The organism is Stenotrophomonas maltophilia group sp. SKK55, assembly GCF_057179845.1.
The window spans coordinates 23,517-47,653 of sequence record NZ_JBXUHP010000043.1; the positions used below are offsets into that span (position 1 = coordinate 23,517).

The following is a 24,137-nucleotide window of genomic DNA, read 5'->3' on the forward strand; positions in this document are numbered from 1 at the left end:
GACGGAAGGTTCCCGTTACTGCTTGTTCGAATCGGTGGCGGCCGGCTTGGCCGCATCGGCCTGCTCGGGCTTGGCCGCGTCGGCCGGTGCCTTGCCTGCAGCCGGTGCAGCGCCCGCCGGGGCGGCGCCGCCTGCGGCCGGCTTGCCGTTGGCGTCCTGGCCCGGGGTCCAGGGCTTGGCCACCGCCGGTGCACCTTCCTTGACCTTCTGCACGCCAGCCACGATCACCTTGTCACCGGCGGCCAGGCCGTCGCTGACCAGCCAGTTGCCGTTCTGCGCGCCATCGGTCTTCACGTTCTTGCGCACGACCTTGCCGTCGGCGCCGACCACCATCACGTAGCCGCCGGTGGTATCGCGCAGCAGGGCCTGCTGCGGCACCAGGAAGGCGTTGTTGCGCTCGCCCAGGTTGGCCTGGAAGCTGACGAAGGCGCCCGGCAGCAGGATCTGCTGCGGGTTCGGCAGCAGCGCGCGCAACGACACGGCGCCGGTGGCCGGGTCGACCGTGGTCGAGGAAAAGTCCAGCGTGCCCGGCTCACCATAGGTGGTGCCGTCGGCCAGCTTGACGTTGACCGTGGCCTTGCCGTCGCCGGACAGCGCCAGCGCGCCCTTGGCCTGCTGCGCGCGCAGCTGGGTCAGTTCGTCCACGCTCAACGAGAAGTTGACGTACAGTGGGTCGAGCTGGTCGACGGTGGTCAGCAGGGTCACATCGCCCTGGCCCACCAGCGCACCCTCGGTGACCTGCTGCTTGTTGGCCACGCCACTGATCGGCGCGGTCACTTCGGCATAGCCCAGGTTGATCCGCGAGGAGGTCACTGCCGCTTCGGCCTGCTTGACCGCGGCCAGCGCGGTGCGCTCGGCCGATTCGGCGTTGTCCAGGTCGGACTTGGAGACGAACTGCTGCGGGGCCAGCGAGCGTGCGCGGTCGGCGGCGACCTTGGCGTTGGCGTAGGTCGCGCGGGCCGAGGCCAGCTGGGCCTCGGAGGCGTTGAGCGAGGCACGCAGCGGCGCCGGGTCGATCAGGAACAGGGTCTGGCCCTGCTTGACCTGCGAGCCTTCCTGGTAGACGCGCTTGAGCAGCACGCCGGGCACGCGTGCGCGGACGTCGGCACTGCGGAACGGCGACAGGCGGCCGACCAGCTCGCGCTGCAGCGGCAGGGTCTGCGGCCTGGCGTCGATCACGCCCACCTCCGGCGGCGGGGGCGTCTGCTGTTCCGGCTTCTTGCAGGCAGCCAGCGCGACAGCAACGGCGCACGTCAAGGCAAGGGTGCGGAGTGGGGCGGTCATCAGGAGGAACTCCGGGGTTGGTTTGTAGACGGGGCCGGCGACGGCTGAGGCGCGAAGGCGCGCAGGAAGCTGTCGACGGAGAACTCTGCCCAGCGCCGACGCAAGAGCGCGTCATCACGGTGGGGGGTATGGAAGCGCTGTTTGTCGAAATCCTGACCGGCGATCATGCTCAGCAGCAGTTCGGCCATGAAGTGCGGGTCGTCATGCCGGAGCTGGCCCTGCATGCAAACGGTTTCAATCCATTCAGCAAGATGAAGCGTCAGTGCGCCGGCGCCATGCCGGTACAGGGTACGCGCCTCTTCGGGAAACTGGGCCGCGTCGGCGGCGATCAGCCGGCAGGCCTGGCCCACGTGCGGTTGGTTGAAGTGCTCCAGGAAGTCGGTGGCGAACTGGAGCAGGCTGGCACGCAGGTCGTCAGTGCGGAGTGCACGAACCATGGCGCCGGTAGCGTGGCCGACGTGGCGCTGCATTACCCGGCGCAGCAGTTGCTGCTTGCTGCCGTAGCGCGAGTAGAGGGTCTGCTTGGAACAGCCGGCATGCTGGGCCACCGCGTCCATGCTCATCTGCATGCCCTGCTGGGCCAGCAGTTCGCGCACGGCATCGAACACGCGCTCATCGCGTGCGTCGAGGGCAACGGGAAGGTAGGCCGGGTTCACGCGGTGGACTATACCGTCCAGTTCAGGATTGTGGAATCGAATCGGCGTCGCCGCGTGTGTCTTCCGGTAACACGCTTTGCCGATCCTGCCGGCAGTGCTGAAGCTGGCGCCATCTCCATACCGGAGCGAACTGAATAGGCGTCTAAACCGCAGCAAACCCGGATCTGCTTATTCCGTCCTGCAGCAAGGCCTTTTCGTGCGGTAGGGCTACAATTTCATTTTCCCAACTGAGCAAGCGCATCGCTCTGCCATGAAACCGCAAAAAACCGCAGCCAAGACCGTGAAAAACAAGACGAAACCAGCAGAGTCGGAGGTCGCAGTGACCGCTGGTTTCTCCCTGGAGCCGGTGTACACGGCCTTGCGCAAGCGCTACCCCGCGGCCGCACAGGCCGAAGCAGTGGCCTTCGCCACTGACTTCTACAAGCGCATGGAGTCGGACGAGTTCCCGCACCACAGCGCTGAAGAGTGGGCCGCTCTCGCGGCTGAGACGCTGGAATTCGCCCGGGCCCGCAAGGCTGGCAAGGCCAACGTCCGCGTGTTCAATCCGACCGCGAAGGCCAACGGTTGGGAATCGCCGCATACCGTGCTGCAGATCGTCAACGACGACATGCCGTTCCTGGTCGATACCGTCACCATGTCGCTGGCCGAGCAGGGCGTGGGCGTCCACGTGCTGGGCCACCCGGTACTGCGTTTCACCCGCGACAAGGCCGGCAAGCTGGTCAAGGTCGGCGAAGGTGATGCCGAGTCGGTGATGCTGCTGGAGATCGACCGCCAGCCGGCCGATGCAATGGCTGCCATCGAGCAGGCCATCAACAAGGCGCTGGATGAAGTGCGTGCGATCGTGCGCGACTGGCAGCCGATGAAGGACAAGGCGCTGGCACTGGCCGACGACCTGGGCAGCCGCCAGCTGCCGGTCGACGACGCGTCGCGCAAGGAAGCACAGGAGTTCCTGCGCTGGGCCGCCGACAACCACTTCACCTTCTTCGGCTACCGCGAGTACCGCGTCGAGAAGCAGGGCAAGGAAGAGGTGCTGGCGCCGCTGAACGACACCGGCCTGGGCCTGATGCGTGGCAAGGACAAGTCCGCCGCCCGTCCGGTCAAGACGCTGGCCGCGCAGGGCCTGAACACCACGTCCGGTTTGAAGGATGCGCTGATCCTGACCAAGACCAATGCCCGTTCGCGCGTGCACCGCGCCGGCTACATGGACTACATCGGCGTGCTGGAGTTCGACGCCAAGGGCAAGATCATCGGCGAGCAGCGTTTCCTCGGGCTGTTCACCTCCAGCGCCTACAACCGTCGCCCGTGGGAAATCCCGCTGGTGCGCCAGCGCCACGAGCACGTGATGAAGCAGTCCGGGCTGGCCCCGGCCAGCCACAGTGGCAAGGCCCTGCGCCATATCCTGGAAACCCTGCCGCGCGAAGAACTGTTCCAGTCCAGCGAGGACGAACTGTTCCGCACCGCGATGGGCGTGCTGGGCCTGCAGGAACGCGTGCGCAGCCGCCTGTTCCTGCGCCGCGACAAGTACAGCCGTTTCATCTCCGCGCTGGTCTACCTGCCGCGCGAGCGCTTCAACACCGACGTGCGCCTGCGCATCGAAGCAATGCTCAAGGACGCGCTGCACGGCGAGTTCGTCGACAGCTCGGTGGTGCTGGGTGAATCGCCGCTGGCGCAGGTGCACCTGATCGTGCGCCCGAAGCCGGGTGAAATGCTCGACGTCGACACCGCCGAACTGGAGCAGAAGCTGGCCCAGGTGCTGCGCAACTGGCAGGACGACCTGCGCGAAGCGCTGGTGAGCCGCCATGGCGAGACCGAAGGCCTGCGCATCGCCGCCCGCATCGGCAAGGCGCTGCCGGCCGGCTACATCGAAGACAACAGCACCGCCGTTGCCGCCAACGATGTCAGCCAGCTCGACGCGCTGACCGGCCCGGACGACCTGCGCCTGAGCCTGCAGGCCGTGCCGCGCGAAAGCGGCGATGGCCTGCGCCTGAAGCTGTATCGCCAGCTGGATGACATCCCGCTGTCGGACGCGCTGCCGATGATGGAAAACATGGGCCTGCGCGTGATCGCCGAACGGCCGTACCGCCTGTCGGTCGACAACGCGCCGGTGTACGTGCAGGACTTCGAGGTCGAGTCGACCGCTGGCGCGATCGATGCCGCCAGTGTCGATGAAGCCTTCGGCGAGACCTTCGCCCGCGTCTGGCACGGCGACGCCGAGAACGACGGCTTCAACCGCCTGGTGCTGGCAGCTGGCCTGCACTGGCGCCAGGTCGCCATGCTGCGTGGCTACTGCAAGTACCTGCTGCAGACCGGCGTGCCGTTCTCGCAGGCCTACGTGGAAGGCACCTTCGCGCGTTACCCGCTGCTGGCCCGCCTGCTGGTCGAACTGTTCGAGGCCCGCTTCGATCCGGCCACCGGCCATGAGAGCAAGGACGACATCGCGGCCGGCCAGGCCCAGCTGAAGGCCCACTTCGATGTGCTGGCCGCTGGCGACGATGCCACCCTGAAGGTGCTCAAGAGCGTGGTCGATGCCCGCAAGGGTGACCGCGACGCGCAGATGCAGGCCGCGCGCGATGCGCTGCTGAAGCTGATGGATCGCGTGTCCAGCCTGGACGAGGACCGCATCCTGCGCTCGTTCATGGGCGTGATCGACGCGACCCTGCGTACCAGCTACTACCAGACCGATGCCAACGGCCAGCACGGCCATGTCATCAGCTTCAAGTTCGATTCGGCGCTGGTGCCGGACCTGCCGAAGCCGCGCCCGTACCGCGAGATCTTCGTGTACGGCCCGCGCGTGGAAGGTACCCACCTGCGCTTCGGCGCGGTTGCGCGTGGCGGCCTGCGCTGGTCGGACCGTCGCGAAGACTTCCGCACCGAAGTGCTGGGCCTGGTCAAGGCACAGATGGTCAAGAACACCGTCATCGTGCCGGTCGGCGCGAAGGGTGGCTTCTTCGCCAAGACCCCGCCGGTGAACGGCGATCGCGACGCGATCTTCGCCAATGGCGTGGCCTGCTACAAGCTGTTCATCCAGGGCCTGCTGGACATCACCGACAACATCGTCAACAACAAGATCGTGCCGCCGGTGGATGTCGTGCGCCACGACATGGACGATCCGTACCTGGTGGTGGCCGCCGACAAGGGCACCGCGACCTTCTCCGACATCGCCAACGGCCTGGCCATCGCGCACGGCTTCTGGATGGGCGATGCGTTCGCCTCCGGTGGTTCGGTCGGCTACGACCACAAGGGCATGGGCATCACCGCGCGCGGCGCGTGGGAATCGGTCAAGCGCCACTTCCGTGCGCTGGGCCGTGACAGCCAGAGCCAGGACTTCACTGCGGTCGGCGTCGGCGACATGTCCGGCGACGTGTTCGGCAACGGCATGCTGCTGTCGCGCCACATCCGCCTGGTCGCTGCGTTCGACCACCGCCACATCTTCCTGGATCCGAATCCGGATGCGGCCACGTCGTTCATCGAGCGTGAGCGCCTGTTCACCCTGCCGCGTTCGAGCTGGGCGGACTACGACACCAAGCTGATCAGCAAGGGCGGCGGCGTGTACCCGCGCAGCCTGAAGTCGATCGAGATCACCCCGCAGGTGCGTGAGGCGCTGGGCCTGGACGAGAACGTCAAGGCGCTGTCGCCGAACGATCTGATGAGCGCGATCCTGAAGGCACCGGTCGACCTGCTGTGGAACGGCGGCATCGGTACCTACGTCAAGGCCGCCAGCGAGCAGCACAGCGATGTCGGCGACCGCGCCAACAACGCGCTGCGCGTGAACGGTGGCGAGCTGCGCTGCAAGGTGGTGGGCGAGGGCGGCAATCTGGGCATGACCCAGCTGGGCCGCATCGAAGCTGCCCAGGCCGGCGTGCTGCTCAACACCGACTTCATCGACAACTCGGCCGGTGTCGACACCTCCGACCACGAAGTCAACATCAAGATCCTGCTCAACGATGTGGTGCGGGCCAAGAAGCTGACCGTCGAGCAGCGCAACAAGCTGCTGGCCTCGATGACCGATGAAGTCGCCGAGCTGGTGCTCAACGACAACTATCGCCAGAACCAGGCACTGAGCCTGATGGAGCGGATGGCGGTCAAGCGCCTGGGTTCCAAGCAGCACTTCATCCGTACCCTGGAACAGCAGGGGCTGCTCGACCGCCAGATCGAGTTCCTGCCGTCCGACGCCGAGCTGTCCCAGCGCAAGGCACGCGGCCAGGGCCTGACCCGTCCGGAACTGTCGGTGCTGCTGTCCTACTCCAAGCTGGTGGCGTTCAACCAGCTGCTGGATTCGGACATCCCGGAAGATCCGTACCTGTCCAAGGAACTGCAGCGCTACTTCCCGACCCCGCTGCAGAAGAAGTACGCCGACGCGATGGAGCGTCACCGCCTGAAGCGCGAAATCATCGCCACGGCCGTAACCAACCAGACCATCAACCGCATGGGCGCCACCTTCCTGATGCGCATGCAGGAAGACACCGGCCGTTCCATCGCCGAGGTCGCCAAGGCCTACACCATCAGCCGCGAAACGCTGGATGCGCGCGCGTTGTGGGCACAGATCGATGCCCTCGACGGCAAGGTACCGGAGTCGGTGCAGATCGACGCCCTGGAAGTGATCTGGAAGCTGCAGCGCTCGTTCGTGCGTTGGCTGCTGTCGCGCCCGGGCGCGATGCCGGGCATCACCGAAGCGGTCAACCGCTACCAGGGTCCGTTCAACGACATCCGCGTTGCTTCGGGTGTGCTGCCGGATTCGCAGCGTCCGACCTACGAAGCCCTGGTGGCCGAGTGGAAGGAAAAGGGCCTGCCGTCTGCACTGGCACAGCAGCTGGCCGAACTGCACTTCCTGGAGCCGGCGTTCGACATCATCGAACTGGCCCGCACCCGCAAGCTGAAGCCGGTGGACGTGTCCAAGGTCCACTTCCGCCTGGGCGATGCCCTGCAGCTGCCGTGGCTGTTCGAGCAGGTCGACGCGTTGGAGGTCAACGGTCGTTGGCACGCGGTGGCGCGTGGCGTGCTGCGTGACGAGCTGGCAGCCAACCACCGCAACCTGGCCGGGCAGGTGCTGGGCACCAAGGGCAACAGTGCCGAGGCCAAGGTCGCTGCCTGGATGGGCCGCGACGACAACAGCCTGCGCTTCACCCTGGCGATGCTGGCCGAACTGGCCGAGCAGAAGACCCTGGACTACCCGACCGTCTCGGTCGCGGTGCAGCGCCTGGGCCAGCTTGCTGCGCATGGTGCGTAAGTGATGTAGTGCCGGGCCATGCCTGGCATGCGTGAAACGGAACGGCCCCGCGAAAGCGGGGCCGTTCTGTATCAGGGATCGCTGGCCACCGATGGCGGCCAGCGATCAGGTCATCAACGCGGGTAGCCGTAGCGCGCGACTTCGGCTGCAGCAGCGTTCATATGCTGCACTTCGTCACGCTGCCCAGGATTGATGGCGCGGTTGCCATCGTCCACGAAGCGCACTGGCGTGGCATACAGCGGCAGCTTGTTGCCGGAGCCGATGACCGGCACGCCCTGCGTGCCATTGACCTTCATGCCCAGTGCCTTGCCCATTTCCTCACGAAGCATGTCGGTGGAGCAGAGCAGGTTCATTGCCACCGCAAACTGCTTGCGCGGCTTGGAGTGGTGGACGCCATTGCAGCCGGTGGCCACACCACCGAAGTACACGCCATCCGCGCCGCTGTCGCTGATCACCTGCGGTGCATGATTGGCAATCCACTCGGGAATGGCATAGGTCGGCAGGTAGTACGGCACGGTGATATCACGCACCGCCGCTTCACGGAAGCGGAACGTCGCGCCCGAGTTGTCCAATGCCTGGTTGGTCTTCACCAGGCTTTCGCGCATCAACTCCAAGGCCATGGCCTTCGAACCGATCTCGCCGAGCTGGCCGGAAACGGCAAACACCACGTCAACAGTGGTCGTTTCACGAATCCACTTGTGGTCCCTGAGGCGATAGGAGACCTGCTCACCCGGCAGCACCTTGTCCGACAACCCGGGCCCGATGACGGTGGTCGTCCTCGGGGTCGGGTGCGGTTGGGTGCCGGTGACATTCTCCACAACCAGTCGCGTCAGGCGCTGGAACGCATTGGGCAGTGTGACCGTGCCGCCGCCCGTGGTGACCCAGGTGAGCAGTGCGGCGGCGTTGTCGACCTTGCCGCCACGAGACTTGTCAATGTCGACGCGCTGCACCGGATAGCGAAGTGCGTGCCAATGGCTGGAACCGGGGCCGCCGTCGTCGACGTACATGAACTCGAACTCTTCGCCAGGGTTGGTCCAGACGTGGGCCTCGCGGTCAAAGATGTTGTCATCCTTGATCTTCAGTCCCCAGCTCGGATCGATCACCTTCGAATCAGCGACCTTGAACACGCGGCGATCACGGTCCGACGGGCTGTGCGGGAAATCCAGGTAGTAGCCACGGAAGTTCTCGTTGGTGGCCGTGACCCGGGTGCGTGCCGTAGTCGTCTTCTGCGATGCTTCGTTCGGGAGCACCGGACGATAGGTTGCGTGGTTCAGCTTCCACCGGCGGAAAAAGGGATCGAATACGTAGTGATGTACATCTCCGGACTCGATCCGCAGGTTCGAGCGCGGGAACAACGTGTCCGCCGCGACGACCGCACTGGGCCATGACGCAGTGTGCCGGACGGTGACCGTGTCGTAGGGGTGCGCCCCATCCGGCAGGCCGAGCTCGCCCACATGCTGTCCATCGCGCAGATTCAGCGCCGTTGCGGGCACTCGCCCATTCGAGGGAATGCGCCAACGCCTCTCATTCGGGCCGTCGATCTCACGATAGGCGGTGTGAAGCAGTTCCCACTCGGACGTGGCCAGATTGGAGCGATAAGCCAGCGCGGTGAACGGGGATGCGATCATGCTGTCCACGGCGTCAGGCAGGTGAGCGAACTTTCCCTTGATTTCAAGGTAGTCGCCCCGCGCGCCTACACTCACGATGTTGATCTGCATGCTGTCGTGATGGCGCTGGATGGACGGCAGGCGGACCCGGTCCATCCAGTCAGAAGCGGTGACCGAAAAATCCAGGACCGCATACCTGTCAGGCAAGTTCTCGTTGTACCCGATCTTCTTGGGGGTTAGATGGGCGTAGCCTGACTGCGCGAGGGCAGTGCCGGCGGGCAGCAAGGCCGCAAGGGCAATCGCAATATGTCTGATCTTCATGAACTCTCTCTCATATGGAAGGCCACCATTCGCTTTCACCATCGCAGCGCTCTGGCATGCGTTCGTGGAGTGAAAGTGAACAGCCACTCCGATATTCAGCAGCGTGGACGATCGGTTCCATCGGACAGCGTCCAGATGCCTGCACTGGCTTCATGATCTGGATACGTGGCTGCATCAGGCACGGCCATGCGGTTGCGTCCGTGGAGCGTCCGGGTATGCTTTGCCCAGATCTCCCGGACCATTGCCTGATGAGCGACACCCCCCGCATCGCTTTCCTGGCCAGCACCACCGAACCTGCGCAGATGGCCCGCGCGGCGATGGTTTCGCGTTATGGCGATCACACGCCGGAGCAGGCCGACGTGCTGTGTCCGCTGGGCGGCGACGGCTTCATGCTGCAGACCCTGCATCGGCACGGGCACCTGGGCAAGCCGGTGTTCGGCATGAAGCTGGGCACCGTCGGCTTCCTGATGAACCAGTACCGTGGCGACGACGACGTGCAGGCCCGCATTGCCCGTGCTGAACCGGCCAACCTGCGCCCGCTGGAAATGGTGGCGCTGACCGAGTCCGGCACCAGCACCGGATCGCTGGCCTACAACGATGTCTCGCTGCTTCGGCAGACCCGGCAGGCGGCCCATATCGGCATCGACCTCAACGGTCAGGAGCGGGTGGCCGAGCTGATCGGTGACGGCGTGCTGGTGGCCACCCCGGCCGGCAGCACCGCCTACAACTATTCCGCGCACGGTCCGGTGCTGCCGCTGGGCTCGCACACCATCGCGCTGACGCCGTTGGCCCCGTACCGGCCGCGACGCTGGCGCGGGGCGATCCTCAAGGCCGACACCGAAGTGCGCTTCCGCGTGCTCGATCCCTACAAGCGTCCGGTCAGCGTCACCGCTGATTCGCACGAGACCCGCGATGTGGTCGAGGTGACCATCCGTGAGTCGAGGGACCGTCGTGTGACCCTGCTGTTCGACCCGGAGCACAACCTGGAAGACCGGATCCTGAGCGAACAGTTCGTTTTTTGAGGACAATGGGCGGCCGGCCCCGCCGACCGCTTGAAGGACCCCCACCGATGGGCGACAACTCCCCCCGTTTGCTGACCGTCGCGGTCACCTCGCGCGCGCTGTTCGACCTCGAGGAAAGCCATGCGCTGTTCGAGAGCGATGGCGTGGCGGCCTATGCCGAGTTCCAGCGCCAGCATGAGGACGACATCCTCGGCCCCGGCGTGGCCTTTCCCGTGGTGCGCAAGCTGCTGGCACTGAACCAGGGCGCCAGCCCGGAGAACCCGCGGGTCGAGGTGATCCTGCTGTCGCGCAACTCGGCCGATACCGGCCTGCGCATCTTCAACTCGATCCAGCATTACGGCCTGGGCATCATCCGTGCGACCTTTACCGCCGGTGAGCCGACCTGGCCGTACGTGAAGCCGTTCGGTACCGACCTGTTCCTGTCGGCCAACCCCGAATCGGTGCGCAGCGCGCTGCGCCATGGCATCGCCGCAGCGACCATCCTGCCCAAGCCACCGGGTGAGACCGCGGCCGCAGCGGCAGACCAGATCGACATCGGCCGCCCTGCCGGGCAGCTGCGCATCGCCTTCGATGGTGACGCCGTGATCTTCGGTGACGAGAGTGAGCGCATTTCGCGCGAGCAGGGCGTGGAAGCCTTTGGCCGCCACGAACGCGAACGCGCCCGCGAGCCACTCAGTGGCGGCCCCTTCCGCGGCTTCCTGTCGGCCCTGCACACGCTGCAGGAAGTGTTCCCGGCTGGCGACAGCGCGCCGATCCGTACCGCACTGGTGACCGCGCGGTCGGCCCCGGCGCACGAGCGGGTGATCCGTACCCTGCGGGAGTGGGGCGTGCGCCTGGACGAAGCACTGTTCCTCGGCGGCCGGCACAAGGGGCCGTTCCTGCAGGCGTTCGGTGCCGACATCTTCTTCGATGATTCGCAGCACAACATCGACAGCGCCCGCGAGCATGTGGCCGCCGGCCACGTGCCGCACGGCGTCGCCAACGAGGGATAGGGCGGATTCGACCGGTAGGTGCCAACCTTGGTTGGCGCTGCCGTCAGGCCACGGGTCCGATCAAGGGCTGTCCGACATCCCCAGCTGCAGGTCCACCACTTTCCAGCGCAGGCCCTGCGGCTCCAGCACCACCTTCATCGGTGGCTGGCCGGGGCCGCGATCGACATCGATCACGAAGCGGTCCAGCGCTTCGAAATGATGTTCGGCATGCTTCAACGGTCGCGCGGGTTCGGTCGGGCCGAAGGCATCGCCGCCCTGCAGTTCATTGCGGCCACGCTTCCACAGCACGTGGCCCTGCAGCATCGCGCCGATCCCGGTCGGGGTCACCATGGTTTCCACCGCGGCCCCCCCGAGCTGATCGCCCAGGCCGTAGAGCAGGGCTCCGAACGGGCTGGCCGCCACGTCCGGGCCCGCCTGGCGCACCAGGTAATCATTGAGCTGCGCACGCAGGCTGCTGCGCACGCACGGGAAATCGACGTAACGCTCCAGGCGCGCGGTGTCGCGCTGTTCGATGGCCTTGGACAAGCCATTGACAGTCAGGTACGGGCCGCCGAACCACCAGGCCGCCAAGGCCAGGACCAGCAGCACAAGCAGTGCGGTGAGCTTCTTCATGCCGGACAGACTGCCGCAACGGCGGCAGTGCCGGGTGAAGACTCACTGACTGGGCGAACCACGGCCATCACCGAAGGCATCGACCAGCTGTTGCCGTTCCGCCGGGCTCAGCGCCTCCACGCGCGTTGCCAAGACCTCGTCCAGGCTGCGGATGCGGGTGGTGCCGAGGATGCCGCTGGCCACACCGGGATGCCCCAATGCGTAGGCGAAGGCGGTCTGGGCCGGACGCTGGCTGTGGATCGTGGCCACTGCCCGGCGCATCTGGCGGGCACTGCGCATCAGCTGGCGGCTGCTGGGTTTCAGCCAGGCGCGCGCCAGGTACCAGCCATCGGCCAGCCGTGGCAGGCGCGGGCGTGCGGGCAGCAGGTGGCCCTGCGCCAGCACGGTGCCGGCCAGCACGCCGATGCCCACTGCCTGCAGCTGATCGATAAGCGGTTCGCGGTCCTGCTGCAGGGCGTTGTAGTCCAGCAGCACCACATCGAAGGCATCTGGATGGGCGATCATCCAGCGCAGGGTCGAGGCCGAGTGGGTGTTGATGCCGGTGTATCGGATCAACCCACGTTCGCGCAGGCGCTGCAGTGCCGCCAGCAGGTCGTCACTGATGTCGTGTTCGCTGGCGCCATGCAGCTGGTAGACATCAAGATGGTCCAGGCCGAGGTTGCGCAGCGACGCCTCGCAGCTGGCGGTGATGGCCGCGGGCGAGAAATTGCGTTGCTCGGCGCCGCTGATGCCGGCCTGGCCGGTCAGCGTGCCACCCTTGCTTGAGATCACCAGTGAATCGCGCGGGTACTGCTTCAGCAACGGGCGCAGGATGCGGCCCAGGCGCGGCTCGGCATGGAAGCCGGAATAGTTGTGACCGGTATCGAGCAGGTTCACCCCGTGGGCAAGCGCATGCTCGACCACGGCAGCTGCCTCATGCTCGGGGAAGCGGCGATGACCCCAGAAGCCGGAGCAGCCCAACCCGATCGGTGAAACGGCCAGGCCGGTGCGGCCGAGCACGCGCCGCTGGCGGGCCAGCGGAAGATTCTGCGACATCAGAATTCCAGGTCCAGCGCAGCGCACAGGTAGTCGACGAACGGGCCGAGCGCGGCCAGGTCCTTGCCCAGCGTGGACAGCAGGCGTGGGCCGGTCATGGTGGCGTCGTCCAGCGAGCGCCACATCACCCAGTTGCGGTGCTTGAGGTCGTCGATGAACTCGAAGTCGGCCGGGAAGCCACGCGGGGGCCGAACCAGCTTCTCGCTCTCCTCGAAATCGAAGCGCTTGCGCAAGGCCGGCGCATGCGCGGCGGCCTTCCAGCTGCCCGGGTTGTCGAGGATGAAGTGGCGCACGCGGCGCTGGGTTTCCGGTTCCGGGTGCCACAGGCCGGCACCGACAAAGCTCTCGCCTGGCTGCAGGTGCACATAGAACGAGGGCGCGGCCACCTCGCGGCGCCGCTCGTGGAACAGGCGCGCACCCTGCCAGGTCTTGTACGGTGACTTGTCGTTGGAAAAGCGCGCGTCACGGTGGATGCGGAACAGGGAGCCGCCGACGCCGCGGGTATCGGCGCGGAAGTGCTCGCTGACCTCGGCCAATGCCGGCTGCAGGTCGCCCAGCAGGCGCAGGAACGGCTGCCGGACGTGGTCTTCATACTGCTGGCGGTGGTCGTTGAACCAGGTCTTGTCGTTGTGCCGCGCCAGGCTGCGCAGGAACTTGAAGCTGGCGTCCGAGAAATAGGTACTCACAAGGTCTCCTGCAGGTGCTGGCCCCAGTCGCGCAGCGATTGCAGCAGGGCCTGGCGCCGCGCGTCGTCGGGCGACTCGGCGGCCAGCGCATCGAGCTGTTGCTGGTACTGGGGCAGGTTGAGTTCGCCCAGGCCGCCGTCGCCGAGCAGGCGCTGGCGCCGGTAATCCTGCCAGCGCTGGCGTTCAGCCGGCGCGAGGCTGTCGGGATGATTGCGCGCTCGGTAGCGGAACAGCAGCTCCGGCAGGCGCGGGTCGCGGAAGCGGCCTTCCAGCGCGGCCAGCTGCTCCGGCGCGGCGGTGCGTGCCAGCGCCAGCAGCGGCTTGTCGCCATTGCCGAGGAAGCCGTCATACAGCGAGGCATCGACATCGGCCACGGTCGCGACGCGGGGCTGGTTGTAGACCTGGCGTGCCTTCTCGGCCAGCTCTGGAGCGAACGCGCGCAGCCGTTCCACCTTGGCTTCGATCGCGGCCACGTCCAGGCCGAGGCGCGCATGGTCATCGGCGCGCAGGTGGTTCCATGCGATCAGTGCCGGCACCTTGTTCAGGTGTACTTCCTTCAGCGGCACGCGTGCCACGCCTTCGGGCAGCTCGCTGGCCCGCATGTACAGGCGCTGTGCGATCACCTCGGCCGGCAGGTCGAGCAGGTCGTTGATCTCGCCGTCCAGGTCGAACACGATCACCCGGTTGTTGATGGTCGGGTGCACGGCCAAGGGCAGAACCGGTGCGGCGCACAGGCGGCTGGCAGGGTAGCGCATGGAAATGTGCAGAACCGGCTTCATCGCCGCCACGTCCAGCAGGCCGCCGACGAAGCGCTTGTCGCGCAGCTTCAGCGCGTACTCCCACAGGCGCGGCTGCGACTGCTTGAACAGCCGTGCCATGCCGATGGTGGCGCGCACGTCTGACAGCGCTTCGTGCGCATCGCCTTCGCGCACATTGTTGGCCTCGGCCAGGTGCTCGAGCTTGAACGAGGTGGCGCCGTCCTCGCGCAGCGGCCACCGGATGCCGTCCGGGCGCATCGCGCGCATCAGCCGCAGCATGTCCAGCAGGTCCCAGCGCGAGTTGCCGTTGCGCCACTCGCGCTCGTAGGGATCGTGGAAGTTGCGGAACAACCCGTAGCGGACGAACTCATCGTCGAAGCGCAGCGTGTTGTAGCCCAGCGCGCAGGTGCCGGATCGCGACATCAGTTCGTTGATGCGGTCGAAGGCTTCGGCCTCGCTGATGCCCTCAGCCAGGGCCTGCTGCGGGGTGATGCCGGTGACCAGGGTGGCCATCGGCGAGGGCAGCAGGTCATCGGCCGGGCGCACGAAGAAGCTGACCGGCGTGTCGATCTCGTTGAGGTCGGCATCGGTGCGGATCGCGGCGAACTGCGAGATGCGGGTGCGCCGCGGGTCCTGGCCGAAGGTTTCCAGGTCGTAGAACAGGAAGCTGTCGGCCATCAGTGCGCGCCCTCCAGGACCGGCAACTGTGCGTGGATCTGCGCTTCCAGTGCGGCCCAGTCGATGTTGTCCAGTGAATCGTGACCGGTGGTGGCTGCAACCAGCAGGTCGCGCTGCAGTTCGGTGCGGCGCAGCGCCTCGGCGTAGGGCGTGTGCAGGAAGGTGACCATCGTGTAATGCGGCACGAAGCGGGTCGGCCAGCGCCGCTGCAGTTCCTGCTCCAGCTCGCGTTGCAGCAGGAATGCAGGGTCGGCCACGCGGTCGCGCATCTCCAGGTAGTTCTCAAGCGCCATCTGCTGGATGGCACGTGCATTCGGTTTGCGTTCGGCCTCGAACGCGGCGAACGCACCTTCCAGATCATCCGCTTCCATCAGATGGCGGGCCAGAGCCACGCAATCCTCGAACGCGCAGTTCATGCCCTGGCCGTGGAACGGCACCATCGCATGCGCAGCGTCACCGATCAGCACGGCGCGGCCCTGCTGATGCCAGCGGTCGAGGGTGAGCGTACCGAGCAGGCCCGGCGGGTGCTGTTCCCAGTCCACGCGCAGGTTCGGGATCAACGGCAGCGCGTCGGCGAACTCGCGTGCGAACAGGGCCTCGGCCTGCGCACCGGTATTGACCGTGGCGAAGCTGGGATCGCCCTGGTTGGGCAGGAACAGGGTGACCGTGAAAGTGCCTTCGTGATTGGGCAACGCGATGCACATGTAGTGGCCGCGCGGCCAGATGTGCAGCGCATTGCGCTCGATGCGGAAGCCGCCATCGGCAGCCGGCGGGATCTCCAGTTCCTTGTACGAATGGTCAAGGAAGGCGATGTCCTCGCCCAGCGGCGCACGACGGTTCATCGCCGCGCGCAGTGCCGAGCCCGCGCCGTCGGCGCCGATCAGGGTGTCAAAGCGGATGTCGTGCGGGCTGTCGTCACGGTCATCGATGAAACGCGCGTAGCCCGCATCGAAATCCACGGTATGCAGGCGGCGATGGAAATGCACGGTGGCACCGGCCTGTTCGGCCAGTTCCAGCAGCGTGGTGTTCAGATCGCTGCGATGGATCGACCAGATCACCTCGCTGTCGTCGCGGCCATAGCGCTGCAGCTGCGGTTCGCCGTCGCGTGGATGCACCATGCGCCCGCGCATCATCACCGCGCGCGCCATCACCTCGTCTTCCACGCCGGCCTGGCGCAGTGCATTGCGCCCGCGCTCGGCCAACGCCAGGTTGATCGAACGACCGCTCTCGTAGTCGGCAATGCGGGGATCGCCACGGCGTTCGTACAGGGTGATGCGCCAGCCTTGCCGTGACAGCAGGATGGCCAGCAGGGACCCGGCAAGGCCGGCACCGATAATGCTCAACGAGCGGGAGGCGTGTGCGATCAACGAACTGTCCAGCAGCAGGGGAGGGGGCGGCTTACAGGCCGGCCCAGGCTTCCACTTCCTCGACGAAATGGTGCACGTCCAGGTAGCGGTTGTAGAGCGGGGTGGGCGAGATGCGGATCACGTCAGGCTCGCGCCAGTCGCCGAGCACGCCGATGCCGCGCAGGTGCTCGAACAGTGCACGGCCACGCTCGCGGCCACCGATCACGCGCAGCGACAACTGGCAGCCGCGGCGCTGCGGATCGGCCGGGGTAATGATGTCCAGCACCTGCGGCAGGCGTGCGCGGACCAGTGCTTCGAGCAGGCCGGTCAGCGCCAGCGATTTGCTGCGCAGCGCCTCCATGCCGGCACGCTCGAACAGGTCCAGCGAGGCACGCAGTGGTGCCAGGCCAAGGATCGGTGGATTGCTGAGCTGCCAGCCTTCGGCACCGATGGCGGGGGTGAACTGGGGCGCCATCTGGAAGCGGGTCGATTCCTCATGGCCCCACCAGCCGGCAAAGCGCGGCAGGGTGGTGTCGCGGTGGTGGCGCTCGTGCACGAACGCGCCGGCCACCGCGCCCGGGCCGCTGTTGAGGTATTTGTAGTGGCACCACACGGCGAAATCGGGCGCCACGTCATGCAGGCGCAGCGGCAGGTTGCCAACCGAGTGCGCCAGGTCGAAGCCGATGCGTGCGCCCTGCAGGCGTGCGGCGCGGGTGATCGCATCGAGGTCGAAGGCCTGGCCGGTGCGGTACTGCACGCCGGGCCACAGCACCAGCGCCAAGCGCGGGCCGTGCTCGGCGATGGCGCGTTCGATCGCGGCCAGCGAAATCGTGCCGTTGGCTTCGTCCGGCTGCACTTCCACCAGGCACGCGGCCGGGTCGAAACCATGGAAGCGGATCTGAGCTTCCACCGCGTGGCGGTCGGTCGGGAATGCGCCGGCTTCCATCAGGATCACCGGGCGCTGCGTGGTCGGCCGGTAGAAGCTGACCATCATCAGGTGCAGGTTCACGCTCAGCGTGTTCATCGCTACCACCTCGCTGGGCAGTGCGCCGACCACACGGGCCAGCTGCGCGCTCACCAGGCGGTGGTACGACAGCCACTGCGTCGGGCCGGTGAAGTGGCCTTCCACCGCCAGTTCGCCCCATTGTTTCATCACTTCCTGCACCGCTGCCTGCGCACCGCGCGGCTGCAGGCCCAGCGAGTTGCCGACGAAGTAGGTCTGCTCGCCGCCACCATGGCGCGGAATCAGGAATTCGCCACGCAGCGGGCGCAGCGGATCGGCGGCGTCCAGGGCGATGGCGTGGGTGCGGCTGAGCAGGTCGGACATGGTCGGGCAACAGGCTGCAACGGGACCGCCAGTGTAGCGCCTGGCGGCGTGCCTGCCGCCGAACCTGTAGCGCCGAGCCCATGCTCGGCTGCCGGGCCACGAAGCCGAGCATGGGCTCGGCTCTACAGGGGCAGGTGCTCAGCCCGCCGCCGGCACCGGCAGCGGATCCACGTGCCCGCACTGGCTGCAGGTACGCAGTTCCAGGCTGGCGTGGTAGTGCGCAAACACCTTGGGCAGGTCGGTCTCGATGTTCTGCAGCGGGAAATACTCTTCGTGCAGCTTGTGGTTGCAGCGCTCGCAGTGCCAGATTACGCCGTCCATCTCATGCGGCAGCCGCTTGCGCTCGACCACCAGGCCGATGCCCCCGGGCGGGCGCCGCGGCGAGTGCGGCACCTTCGCCGGCAACAGGAAGATCTCGCCGGCGCGGATCGGAATGTCGCGTACCGCGCCGTCCTCCTGCACCTTCAGCACCATCTCGCCTTCGAGCTGGTAGAACCACTCGGGGCCTTCGTCGTAGTGGTAGTCGGTACGCGAGTTCGGCCCGCCGACCACCATCACGATGAAATCGCCGTTGTCGATCATCTTGTTGCCCACCGGCGGCTTCAGCAGGTGGCGGTTCTCTTCGATCCAGGCGTGCAGGTTGATCGGCGAAGCGAGCATGGTGGTCATCCGTAGGGGATCAGTCGCGACGGCCCTTGCGCGGCACGAAGGACAGCGCCTTTTCATACGCCGGCTGCAGCTCTTCCAGCGAACCGACGTCGATGCCCATTTCACGCACGCGGCCGTCTTTCAGGCTGTAGACCCAGCCGTGCACCATCAGCTTCTGGCCGCGGGCCCAGGCATCCAGCACGATGGTCGAGCGGCAGAGGTTGGCGACCTGCTCGATCACGTTCAGCTCGCACAGCCGGGCGTGCTTGAGTTCGTCGTCTTCGATGGCGTCGAGGATGCCCTGGTGCTTCTGCACCACGTCACCGACATGGCGCAGCCAGTTGTCGGCCAGGCCGACGCGGGTGTTGTGCAGGCAGGCATGCACGCCGCCGCAGCCGTAGTGGCCGACGATCAGGATGTGCTTGACCTTCAGCTGGTCCACCGCGTACTGCACCACGCTCAGGCAGTTGAGGTCGGTGTGGGCGACCACGTTGGCGACGTTGCGATGCACGAACACTTCGCCCGGCGCCATGCCGATGATCTGGTTGGCCGGCACGCGCGAATCGGAGCAGCCGATCCACAGGTACTCCGGGTGCTGCTGCTTGGCCAGCTGGTGGAAGAAGTCGGGGTCCTCCTTCTCGATGCGGTCGGCCCAGTCACGGTTGTTCTGCAGCAGCTTGTGGATGTCTTTCATGTTCGGTCCCTGGCGTCGGGTGGGGGCGCACCGCAGCCATCCGGCTGCGACGTCGCGGGAATCTGGGGTGTTCAGCCGCTGCGCGCGGCCTGTTCGCGGTGCCAGCGCATCCACTGCGCCAACTCGGTGGAGGAAGGCGTGCCCAGCTGTTCCAGTTCGGCGATCACGGCGCGCTGGTTGGCGTCGGGATGGTTCTGGCTCAGCTTCAGCTTCAGCTGCACGTGTTCGACCTGGAAACGGAAGCCGACGATGGCACGCAGTTCCGGGCCATGTTCGGCGCGCGTGGCATCGAACTGCCAGGCCTGGCCGACACTGGCTTCGAAGTGATCGCTGATCGCGCCGACCAGTTCGGCCAGCGCACCGGCATCGTCGAAGGTGTGCAGCTGGCCACGCAGCTCGGCGGCGGCGTAGTTCCAGGTCGGCACCCGTGCGGCAGGCTCCTTGTCCGGATACCAGCTGGCCGAGACGTAGCCGTGTGGTCCGTCGACCAGCACCTTGGCCGCACCGCTGTGGCGCGACTGCGGGTTGGCGCGGGCCCAGTGCCCGCGCAGCTCGATGCGCTCGCCCTCGCGCCGGTACAGCACCGGCATCCGGGTCAGCTCCGGCAGGCCATCGCTGCCGGGGGTGAGCACGGTGACGAACGGATCGCGCGCCAGCAGGCGGTCCAGCCAGAGCAGGTCGGTCTCGGCGAAGGCGCGTGGAGTGAACATGCCTGGATCAGGCGCGCGCGCCCAGCGACTGGATCATGCGGCCGCGCAGGCCCTCGTCGTTGTCGGCCTGCGGCGGCTGCACTTCGTGCAGGCTGAAGCCGCGCACCAGCGCGTCTTCCTCGTCCAGGCCGTCATACTCGACGAATTCGGCGTCGAACAGCTGCGAACGGGCGGTGTCTTCGCTGTCATAGCTCAGCGTGTTGCCGTCGCTGTCGAGCACCTCAGCGGTGCCGGCCGGGCGAACGCGCAGGCGCGCCCAGATCAGGGTGTTGCCGAGGCTGGCCAGCCACCAGCTGTCGCGCGAGGCAGAAATGTCATTCATGGGGGTTACCAGAGCGAGGCCAGCCAGAGCAGGGCAGCCATGCCCAGTCCGGCCAGCAGGGTCAGCAGCGATACCCAGGCCGGCGTCGCCAGCCCGGACAGCGAGCGGTCCGGCTGCTGGCGATAGTCGCGGCGCAGCAGCCAGGCCAGGGCATCGGGCTTGAGGAAGGCACCGCTGCCGAAGCGCTCGGCAAGCGCCGGATGGCGGTCGCGCACGTGCACCAGGGTCAGCGGCCAGAAGATCACGAAGGCACTGAACCCGGCCACTGCAACGCCGACGAAACACAGGGCGAAGAACAGGGTCATGGGGGCAGTACCTCCGTGGTCGTATGGGGCTTAGAAGTCCGCGCTGCCCGGGGCACGCGGGTAGGGGATCGCATCGCGGATGTTGGACAGCCCGCAGACGTACACCACCAGGCGTTCGAAGCCCAGGCCGAAGCCGGCGTGCGGCACCGAGCCATAGCGGCGGAAGTCGCGGTACCAGCTGTAGTGCTCACGATCCAGGCCGAACTGGGCCATGCGCGCGTCCAGCACGTCCAGGCGCTCCTCACGCTGGCTGCCACCGATGATCTCGCCGATGCCCGGGGCCAGCACGTCCATCGCGGCAACGGTCTTGCCGTCGTCGTTCAGGCGCATGTAGAAGGCCTTGATGTGCTCCGGATAGTTGGTCACCACCACCGGACGACCGACATGCTCCTCGGTCAGCCAGCGCTCGTGCTCGGTCTGCAGGTCTAGGCCCCATTCCACCGGGAAGTCGAACTTCCTGCCGGACTTCTGCAGCAGGCTGACCGCATCGGTGTAGTCGATGCGCTCGAACGGCGCGTTGATGAAGTCTTCCAGCTTGGTGATCGCGTTCTTGTCCACGCGCTCGGCGACGAAGGCCAGGTCGTCGCTGCGCTCGTTCAGCACGGCGCGGAACAGGTACTTCAGGAACTCTTCGGCCAGGCGTGCGTCTTCGGCCAGGTCGGCGAAGGCGATTTCCGGCTCGATCATCCAGAACTCCGCCAGATGGCGGGTGGTGTGGCTGTTCTCGGCGCGGAAGGTCGGGCCGAAGGTGTAGACCTTGCTCAGCGCCAGGCAGTAGGCCTCGACGTTCAGCTGGCCGGACACGGTCAGGAACGTTTCCTTGCCGAAGAAGTCGCGGCTGAAATCGATCGCGCCCTTCTCGTCACGCGGCAGGTTCACCATGTCCAGGGTGGACACGCGGAACATCTGGCCGGCGCCTTCGGCGTCGGAGGTGGTGATGATCGGGGTGCTGATCCAGTTGAAGCCGTTCTCGTGGAAGAAGCGGTGCACGGCCTGGGCCAGGCAGTTGCGGATGCGGGTGACTGCGCCGAACAGGTTGGTGCGTGGGCGCAGGTGCGCCACTTCGCGCAGGAACTCCGGCGACATCGGCTTGGGCTGGATCGGGTAGGTGAGCGGGTCTTCGACCCAGCCGACCACTTCCAGGGCGCTGGCCTGGATCTCGAACGACTGGCCCTTGCCCTGCGACTTCACCAGGGTGCCGGTGGCGATGACCGAGCAGCCGCTGGTCAGGCGCTTGATCTCGTCGAAGTTGCCCAGGCTGTCGTTGGCCACCACCTGGATCGGGGCGAAGCAGGAGCCGTCGCTCACATTCACGAAGGCCAGATTCGCTGAACCGCGCACCGTGCGCACCCATCCGCGTACCGTGACTTCGCCGCCTTCCGGGATCTTCCCGGCAAGCGCATGTTCAACGCTGACCACCGTCATGACTTGAATCCTCTGCTGATCGACTCGATCTGTGAACACGGGAGTTTACCGGTTGCAGCGTTCTGCTTGCGAGGCATTTTTCGCGGCAACGGCTCCTTATAATGTCCCCGTATCTCTGGAGTAGCCCCATGGCCGTCAGCCTGACCCCCATTGCCTTCGAACGCGTGCAGCGCTTTGTCGCCCAGACCCCCGGTGCGCTGGGCCTGCGTTTCGGCGTGACCAGGACCGGCTGCTCCGGCTGGGGCCACATCACCGAACTGGCCCGCGATGAGCGCGAGGGCGATACCGTGTTCGAGCAGGACGGCGTGAAGATCTATGTCGACGCCAAGAGCCTGGCGCTGGTGGACGGCACCGTGATCGACTTCGGCAAGCACGGCCTGAGCGAGACCTTCACGTTCAGCAACCCGAACGCCACCGCCGAGTGTGGCTGCGGCGAGAGCTTCACCACCGACGCCGACAAGGCCTGACGGCCCGGCGGGACCTGATCGTTCTGGTAGGGCCCAACCCGGGTTGGGCGCTCGCCCCCGGTTCAGGGTGCCAGGTGGCCCATCGGTTGCCCGGCCGCCTCATCTGCGCCATAATGCGCGGCTTCCTGCCTTCCTGGCGGGAATCCTTGCCCCACCGCGGTCTCAACGGCGGGGGGCTGTCCGGCCGCGAGGCCACATCCGAAAGGTAGAAAAAACATGAGTCGTCATTACGAAATCGTGTTCATGGTCCACCCGGACCAGAGCGAGCAGGTCCCGGCCATGATCGAGCGCTACAAGTCGCTGGTCGAGAACGGCAACGGCACCATCCACCGTCTGGAAGACTGGGGCCGCCGCCAGCTGGCGTACCCGATCCAGAACCTGGTGAAGGCCCACTACGTGCTGATGAACATCGAAGCCGACCAGGCCGTTCTGAACGAACTGACCGAGAGCTTCCGCTTCAACGACGCCGTGCTGCGCAACCTGGTCATCAAGCGTGACGAGGCTGACACCGAGCAGTCGCTGATCATGAAGAGCAAGGACGAGAAGGGTGACAAGCCGGAGCGCGGTGAGCGCCGTCGTCGTGACGACGAAGAAGGCGAGTCCAACACCACCGCTGACAACGAAGCCGGCGACGACGCCGCTTCCGCCGCCTAAGGAGCCTTCCCATGTCCAAGTTCTTCCGTCGCCGCAAGTTCTGCAAGTTCACTGCTGAAGGTGTGAAGGAGATCGACTACAAGGATCTCAACACCCTGCGCCAGTACCTGACCGAGAACGGCAAGATCGTGCCGAGCCGCGTCACCGGTACCAAGTCGAAGTACCAGCGCCAGCTGGCGACCGCCGTCAAGCGCGCTCGCTTCCTGGCCCTGATCCCGTACACCGACAACCACGACGTCTGATGCAGGCGGGGCGGCCCGACGCCGCCCCCGCTGTGCCAGCTATTCGGACAGCCTTTGTTGCGGGGCATCGCCTCGCTAACGAATAACTTATCTGGAGCAATACCATGCAGCTGATCCTCCTGCAGAAAGTCACCAACCTCGGCAACCTGGGCGACCTGGTTGATGTGAAGCCGGGCTACGGCCGCAACTTCCTCGTGCCGCAGGGCAAGGCCGTTCCGGCCACCGAGAGCAACAAGGCCGAGTTCGAAGCCAAGCGTGCCGAATACGAAGCCAAGGCCCAGGCCATCCACGCCGACGCTGAAGGCCGCAAGGCCAAGCTGGAAGGCGCGAGCGTGACCATCGCCGCCAACGCTTCGACCGAAGGCAAGCTGTACGGCTCGGTTGGCCCGCGCGACATCGCCGAGGCCTTCACCGCCGCCGGCCTGCCGCTGGAAAAGAGCGAAGTCATCCTGGGCGAAGGCGCCTTCCGCAACATTGGCGAGTACGACGTGCTGATCCACCTGCACGCCGACGTCGAGACCACCGTCAAGGTTGTCGTCGTTGCCGAAGCCTGATCCCACGCCGCAAGGCCTGGCATCACCGCAGAACGGGCGCCCGCAAGGGTGCCCGTTTTGTTTTGGGCGATCGTCGGATATGTGGAGTCGAGCCATGCTTGACTTGCCGTCCGTCCTGCACCACTGCTTGCTAGACAGCCTCACCCAGAAAGTAGCGTTCGAAATCTGCAAGCGCATTGGCAACGTCCGTCCGTAGTTGATCGAGTTGCAGAAGTTCTCCTGCGCGATGCGCCCGTTCGATCATCATGCCGATACAGGTCGCCATATCTGCAGATACAACGGACACGAGGACGTTCCTGTCGACGGTTTTCCAAGGCTGGCAGGCGTAGACCATATCCATGGTCAGCAGCTGCCTTTTGAGAAACAGCATCAAGCGGTCTGGTCCATCCGGTTCGAATGTCCAGATCGTCCCGGAGACCCGAAGAACGATTCCGAATTTGGTGATGGATCGAAGATAGTTCCCCTTCACATGACGCTCGAAGCAGATGTTCAGTTGTCTCTGGAGCGGGGCAAAAAGGGCGCCTGACGGCGGATCGCCATACTCGCTGCTGATCTGTATCTGCAT

The 24,137-nt window shown here is 66.1% G+C and carries 23 protein-coding genes; 7 read left to right on the plus strand and 16 right to left on the minus strand.

All coding sequences use genetic code 11. The features are described from left to right. Window positions 1–15 precede the first annotated feature (15 nt). On the minus strand, window positions 16–1,284 hold the full coding sequence (locus AC2A1N_RS13955) for an efflux RND transporter periplasmic adaptor subunit (RefSeq protein WP_242891135.1): 1,269 nt from the start codon (window positions 1,282–1,284) through the stop codon (window positions 16–18). Beyond that, on the minus strand, window positions 1,284–1,940 hold the full coding sequence (locus AC2A1N_RS13960) for a TetR/AcrR family transcriptional regulator (RefSeq protein ID WP_061480087.1): 657 nt from the start codon (window positions 1,938–1,940) through the stop codon (window positions 1,284–1,286). Before AC2A1N_RS13960 ends, AC2A1N_RS13955 begins: the two co-directional genes overlap by 1 nt. Before the next feature lie 250 nt (window positions 1,941–2,190). Between AC2A1N_RS13960 and AC2A1N_RS13965 the strand changes: the two genes are divergently transcribed. Next, a complete protein-coding gene (locus AC2A1N_RS13965; protein ID WP_061480086.1) occupies window positions 2,191–7,167 on the plus strand; it encodes an NAD-glutamate dehydrogenase in 4,977 nt (1,658 codons plus the stop codon). Between the two features lie 113 nt (window positions 7,168–7,280). On the opposite strand, the gene AC2A1N_RS13970 is transcribed toward AC2A1N_RS13965, so the two are convergent. Then, window positions 7,281–9,095, minus strand: a complete 1,815-nt coding sequence (locus tag AC2A1N_RS13970; RefSeq protein ID WP_242891137.1) for a hypothetical protein — start codon at window positions 9,093–9,095, stop codon at window positions 7,281–7,283. 248 nt (window positions 9,096–9,343) lie between these two features. Here AC2A1N_RS13970 and AC2A1N_RS13975 point away from each other — a divergent pair, with 248 nt between their 5' ends. Further along, on the plus strand, window positions 9,344–10,117 hold the full coding sequence (locus AC2A1N_RS13975) for an NAD kinase (RefSeq protein WP_053460818.1): 774 nt from the start codon (window positions 9,344–9,346) through the stop codon (window positions 10,115–10,117). Window positions 10,118–10,164: 47 nt separating this feature from the next. Then, complete coding sequence (locus tag AC2A1N_RS13980; protein ID WP_061480084.1) at window positions 10,165–11,109, plus strand: 5'-nucleotidase; 945 nt, start codon at window positions 10,165–10,167, stop codon at window positions 11,107–11,109. A gap of 60 nt (window positions 11,110–11,169) precedes the next feature. Here AC2A1N_RS13980 and AC2A1N_RS13985 read toward each other — a convergent pair whose 3' ends face one another. The 12 genes from AC2A1N_RS13985 to asnS all read right to left on the minus strand — a co-directional run bounded on the left by AC2A1N_RS13985 (window position 11,170) and on the right by asnS (window position 21,655). After that, window positions 11,170–11,721: a DUF2939 domain-containing protein gene (locus AC2A1N_RS13985; RefSeq protein WP_484372629.1), complete on the minus strand. Its 552-nt coding sequence runs from the start codon at window positions 11,719–11,721 to the stop codon at window positions 11,170–11,172. Between the two features lie 42 nt (window positions 11,722–11,763). After that, window positions 11,764–12,756: an aldo/keto reductase gene (locus AC2A1N_RS13990; RefSeq protein ID WP_061480082.1), complete on the minus strand. Its 993-nt coding sequence runs from the start codon at window positions 12,754–12,756 to the stop codon at window positions 11,764–11,766. Further along, a complete protein-coding gene (locus tag AC2A1N_RS13995) occupies window positions 12,756–13,442 on the minus strand; it encodes a DUF2461 domain-containing protein (RefSeq protein WP_053500718.1) in 687 nt (228 codons plus the stop codon). The genes AC2A1N_RS13990 and AC2A1N_RS13995 overlap by 1 nt, the downstream gene beginning before the upstream one ends. Continuing rightward, window positions 13,439–14,878 (minus strand): exodeoxyribonuclease I, encoded by a 1,440-nt coding sequence (gene sbcB, locus AC2A1N_RS14000; RefSeq protein WP_242891141.1) that lies wholly within the window; start codon window positions 14,876–14,878, stop codon window positions 13,439–13,441. The genes AC2A1N_RS13995 and sbcB overlap by 4 nt, the downstream gene beginning before the upstream one ends. Then, window positions 14,878–16,245, minus strand: a complete 1,368-nt coding sequence (locus AC2A1N_RS14005) for an FAD-dependent oxidoreductase (protein ID WP_242891143.1) — start codon at window positions 16,243–16,245, stop codon at window positions 14,878–14,880. Before AC2A1N_RS14005 ends, sbcB begins: the two co-directional genes overlap by 1 nt. Before the next feature lie 31 nt (window positions 16,246–16,276). Then, complete coding sequence (gene kynU, locus AC2A1N_RS14010; RefSeq protein WP_242891145.1) at window positions 16,277–17,551, minus strand: kynureninase; 1,275 nt, start codon at window positions 17,549–17,551, stop codon at window positions 16,277–16,279. Between the two features lie 138 nt (window positions 17,552–17,689). Next, window positions 17,690–18,211, minus strand: coding sequence for a 3-hydroxyanthranilate 3,4-dioxygenase (locus tag AC2A1N_RS14015; protein ID WP_134968191.1), 522 nt, complete (start codon window positions 18,209–18,211; stop codon window positions 17,690–17,692). 19 nt (window positions 18,212–18,230) lie between these two features. Continuing rightward, the gene (can, locus tag AC2A1N_RS14020; protein ID WP_005417406.1) at window positions 18,231–18,893 is read right to left on the minus strand and encodes a carbonate dehydratase; all 663 of its coding nucleotides are present in this window, start codon (window positions 18,891–18,893) and stop codon (window positions 18,231–18,233) included. Window positions 18,894–18,964: 71 nt separating this feature from the next. After that, the gene (locus AC2A1N_RS14025) at window positions 18,965–19,603 is read right to left on the minus strand and encodes an FMN-binding negative transcriptional regulator (protein WP_134968192.1); all 639 of its coding nucleotides are present in this window, start codon (window positions 19,601–19,603) and stop codon (window positions 18,965–18,967) included. A gap of 7 nt (window positions 19,604–19,610) precedes the next feature. Continuing rightward, complete coding sequence (locus AC2A1N_RS14030; RefSeq protein WP_005417404.1) at window positions 19,611–19,925, minus strand: hypothetical protein; 315 nt, start codon at window positions 19,923–19,925, stop codon at window positions 19,611–19,613. Window positions 19,926–19,930: 5 nt separating this feature from the next. Further along, window positions 19,931–20,230, minus strand: a complete 300-nt coding sequence (locus tag AC2A1N_RS14035) for a hypothetical protein (protein ID WP_005417403.1) — start codon at window positions 20,228–20,230, stop codon at window positions 19,931–19,933. Between the two features lie 30 nt (window positions 20,231–20,260). Then, entirely contained in the window at window positions 20,261–21,655 is a 1,395-nt protein-coding gene (asnS, locus tag AC2A1N_RS14040; protein WP_061480077.1) for an asparagine--tRNA ligase, read from the minus strand. A gap of 128 nt (window positions 21,656–21,783) precedes the next feature. Here asnS and AC2A1N_RS14045 point away from each other — a divergent pair, with 128 nt between their 5' ends. The 4 genes from AC2A1N_RS14045 to rplI all read left to right on the plus strand — a co-directional run bounded on the left by AC2A1N_RS14045 (window position 21,784) and on the right by rplI (window position 23,572). Then, window positions 21,784–22,122, plus strand: a complete 339-nt coding sequence (locus tag AC2A1N_RS14045; RefSeq protein WP_061480076.1) for a HesB/IscA family protein — start codon at window positions 21,784–21,786, stop codon at window positions 22,120–22,122. A gap of 216 nt (window positions 22,123–22,338) precedes the next feature. Further along, window positions 22,339–22,776, plus strand: coding sequence for a 30S ribosomal protein S6 (gene rpsF / locus AC2A1N_RS14050; protein WP_005417400.1), 438 nt, complete (start codon window positions 22,339–22,341; stop codon window positions 22,774–22,776). Between the two features lie 11 nt (window positions 22,777–22,787). Then, entirely contained in the window at window positions 22,788–23,018 is a 231-nt protein-coding gene (gene rpsR / locus AC2A1N_RS14055) for a 30S ribosomal protein S18 (RefSeq protein ID WP_002804494.1), read from the plus strand. Between the two features lie 104 nt (window positions 23,019–23,122). Beyond that, on the plus strand, window positions 23,123–23,572 hold the full coding sequence (gene rplI / locus AC2A1N_RS14060; RefSeq protein WP_021202733.1) for a 50S ribosomal protein L9: 450 nt from the start codon (window positions 23,123–23,125) through the stop codon (window positions 23,570–23,572). A 130-nt stretch (window positions 23,573–23,702) separates the two neighbouring features. Here the strand turns inward: rplI and AC2A1N_RS14065 are convergent, their stop codons facing one another. After that, complete coding sequence (locus AC2A1N_RS14065; protein ID WP_061480075.1) at window positions 23,703–24,137, minus strand: hypothetical protein; 435 nt, start codon at window positions 24,135–24,137, stop codon at window positions 23,703–23,705.

Excerpts from the sequence above, each read along its gene's own strand:
- AC2A1N_RS13955 (WP_242891135.1), bottom strand. The coding sequence starts at position 1,284 with ATGACCGCCCCACTCCGCACCCTTGCCTTGACGTGCGCCGTTGCTGTC.
- AC2A1N_RS13965 (WP_061480086.1), top strand. The coding sequence starts at position 2,191 with ATGAAACCGCAAAAAACCGCAGCCAAGACCGTGAAAAACAAGACGAAA.
- AC2A1N_RS13970 (WP_242891137.1), bottom strand. The coding sequence starts at position 9,095 with ATGAAGATCAGACATATTGCGATTGCCCTTGCGGCCTTGCTGCCCGCC.
- AC2A1N_RS13975 (WP_053460818.1), top strand. The coding sequence starts at position 9,344 with ATGAGCGACACCCCCCGCATCGCTTTCCTGGCCAGCACCACCGAACCT.
- AC2A1N_RS13980 (WP_061480084.1), top strand. The coding sequence starts at position 10,165 with ATGGGCGACAACTCCCCCCGTTTGCTGACCGTCGCGGTCACCTCGCGC.
- AC2A1N_RS13985 (WP_484372629.1), bottom strand. The coding sequence starts at position 11,721 with ATGAAGAAGCTCACCGCACTGCTTGTGCTGCTGGTCCTGGCCTTGGCG.
- AC2A1N_RS13990 (WP_061480082.1), bottom strand. The coding sequence starts at position 12,756 with ATGTCGCAGAATCTTCCGCTGGCCCGCCAGCGGCGCGTGCTCGGCCGC.
- sbcB (WP_242891141.1), bottom strand. The coding sequence starts at position 14,878 with ATGGCCGACAGCTTCCTGTTCTACGACCTGGAAACCTTCGGCCAGGAC.
- kynU (WP_242891145.1), bottom strand. The coding sequence starts at position 17,551 with ATGTCCGACCTGCTCAGCCGCACCCACGCCATCGCCCTGGACGCCGCC.
- AC2A1N_RS14015 (WP_134968191.1), bottom strand. The coding sequence starts at position 18,211 with ATGCTCGCTTCGCCGATCAACCTGCACGCCTGGATCGAAGAGAACCGC.
- can (WP_005417406.1), bottom strand. The coding sequence starts at position 18,893 with ATGAAAGACATCCACAAGCTGCTGCAGAACAACCGTGACTGGGCCGAC.
- AC2A1N_RS14025 (WP_134968192.1), bottom strand. The coding sequence starts at position 19,603 with ATGTTCACTCCACGCGCCTTCGCCGAGACCGACCTGCTCTGGCTGGAC.
- AC2A1N_RS14030 (WP_005417404.1), bottom strand. The coding sequence starts at position 19,925 with ATGAATGACATTTCTGCCTCGCGCGACAGCTGGTGGCTGGCCAGCCTC.
- AC2A1N_RS14035 (WP_005417403.1), bottom strand. The coding sequence starts at position 20,230 with ATGACCCTGTTCTTCGCCCTGTGTTTCGTCGGCGTTGCAGTGGCCGGG.
- asnS (WP_061480077.1), bottom strand. The coding sequence starts at position 21,655 with ATGACGGTGGTCAGCGTTGAACATGCGCTTGCCGGGAAGATCCCGGAA.
- AC2A1N_RS14045 (WP_061480076.1), top strand. The coding sequence starts at position 21,784 with ATGGCCGTCAGCCTGACCCCCATTGCCTTCGAACGCGTGCAGCGCTTT.
- rpsF (WP_005417400.1), top strand. The coding sequence starts at position 22,339 with ATGAGTCGTCATTACGAAATCGTGTTCATGGTCCACCCGGACCAGAGC.
- rpsR (WP_002804494.1), top strand. The coding sequence starts at position 22,788 with ATGTCCAAGTTCTTCCGTCGCCGCAAGTTCTGCAAGTTCACTGCTGAA.
- rplI (WP_021202733.1), top strand. The coding sequence starts at position 23,123 with ATGCAGCTGATCCTCCTGCAGAAAGTCACCAACCTCGGCAACCTGGGC.
- AC2A1N_RS14065 (WP_061480075.1), bottom strand. The coding sequence starts at position 24,137 with ATGCAGATACAGATCAGCAGCGAGTATGGCGATCCGCCGTCAGGCGCC.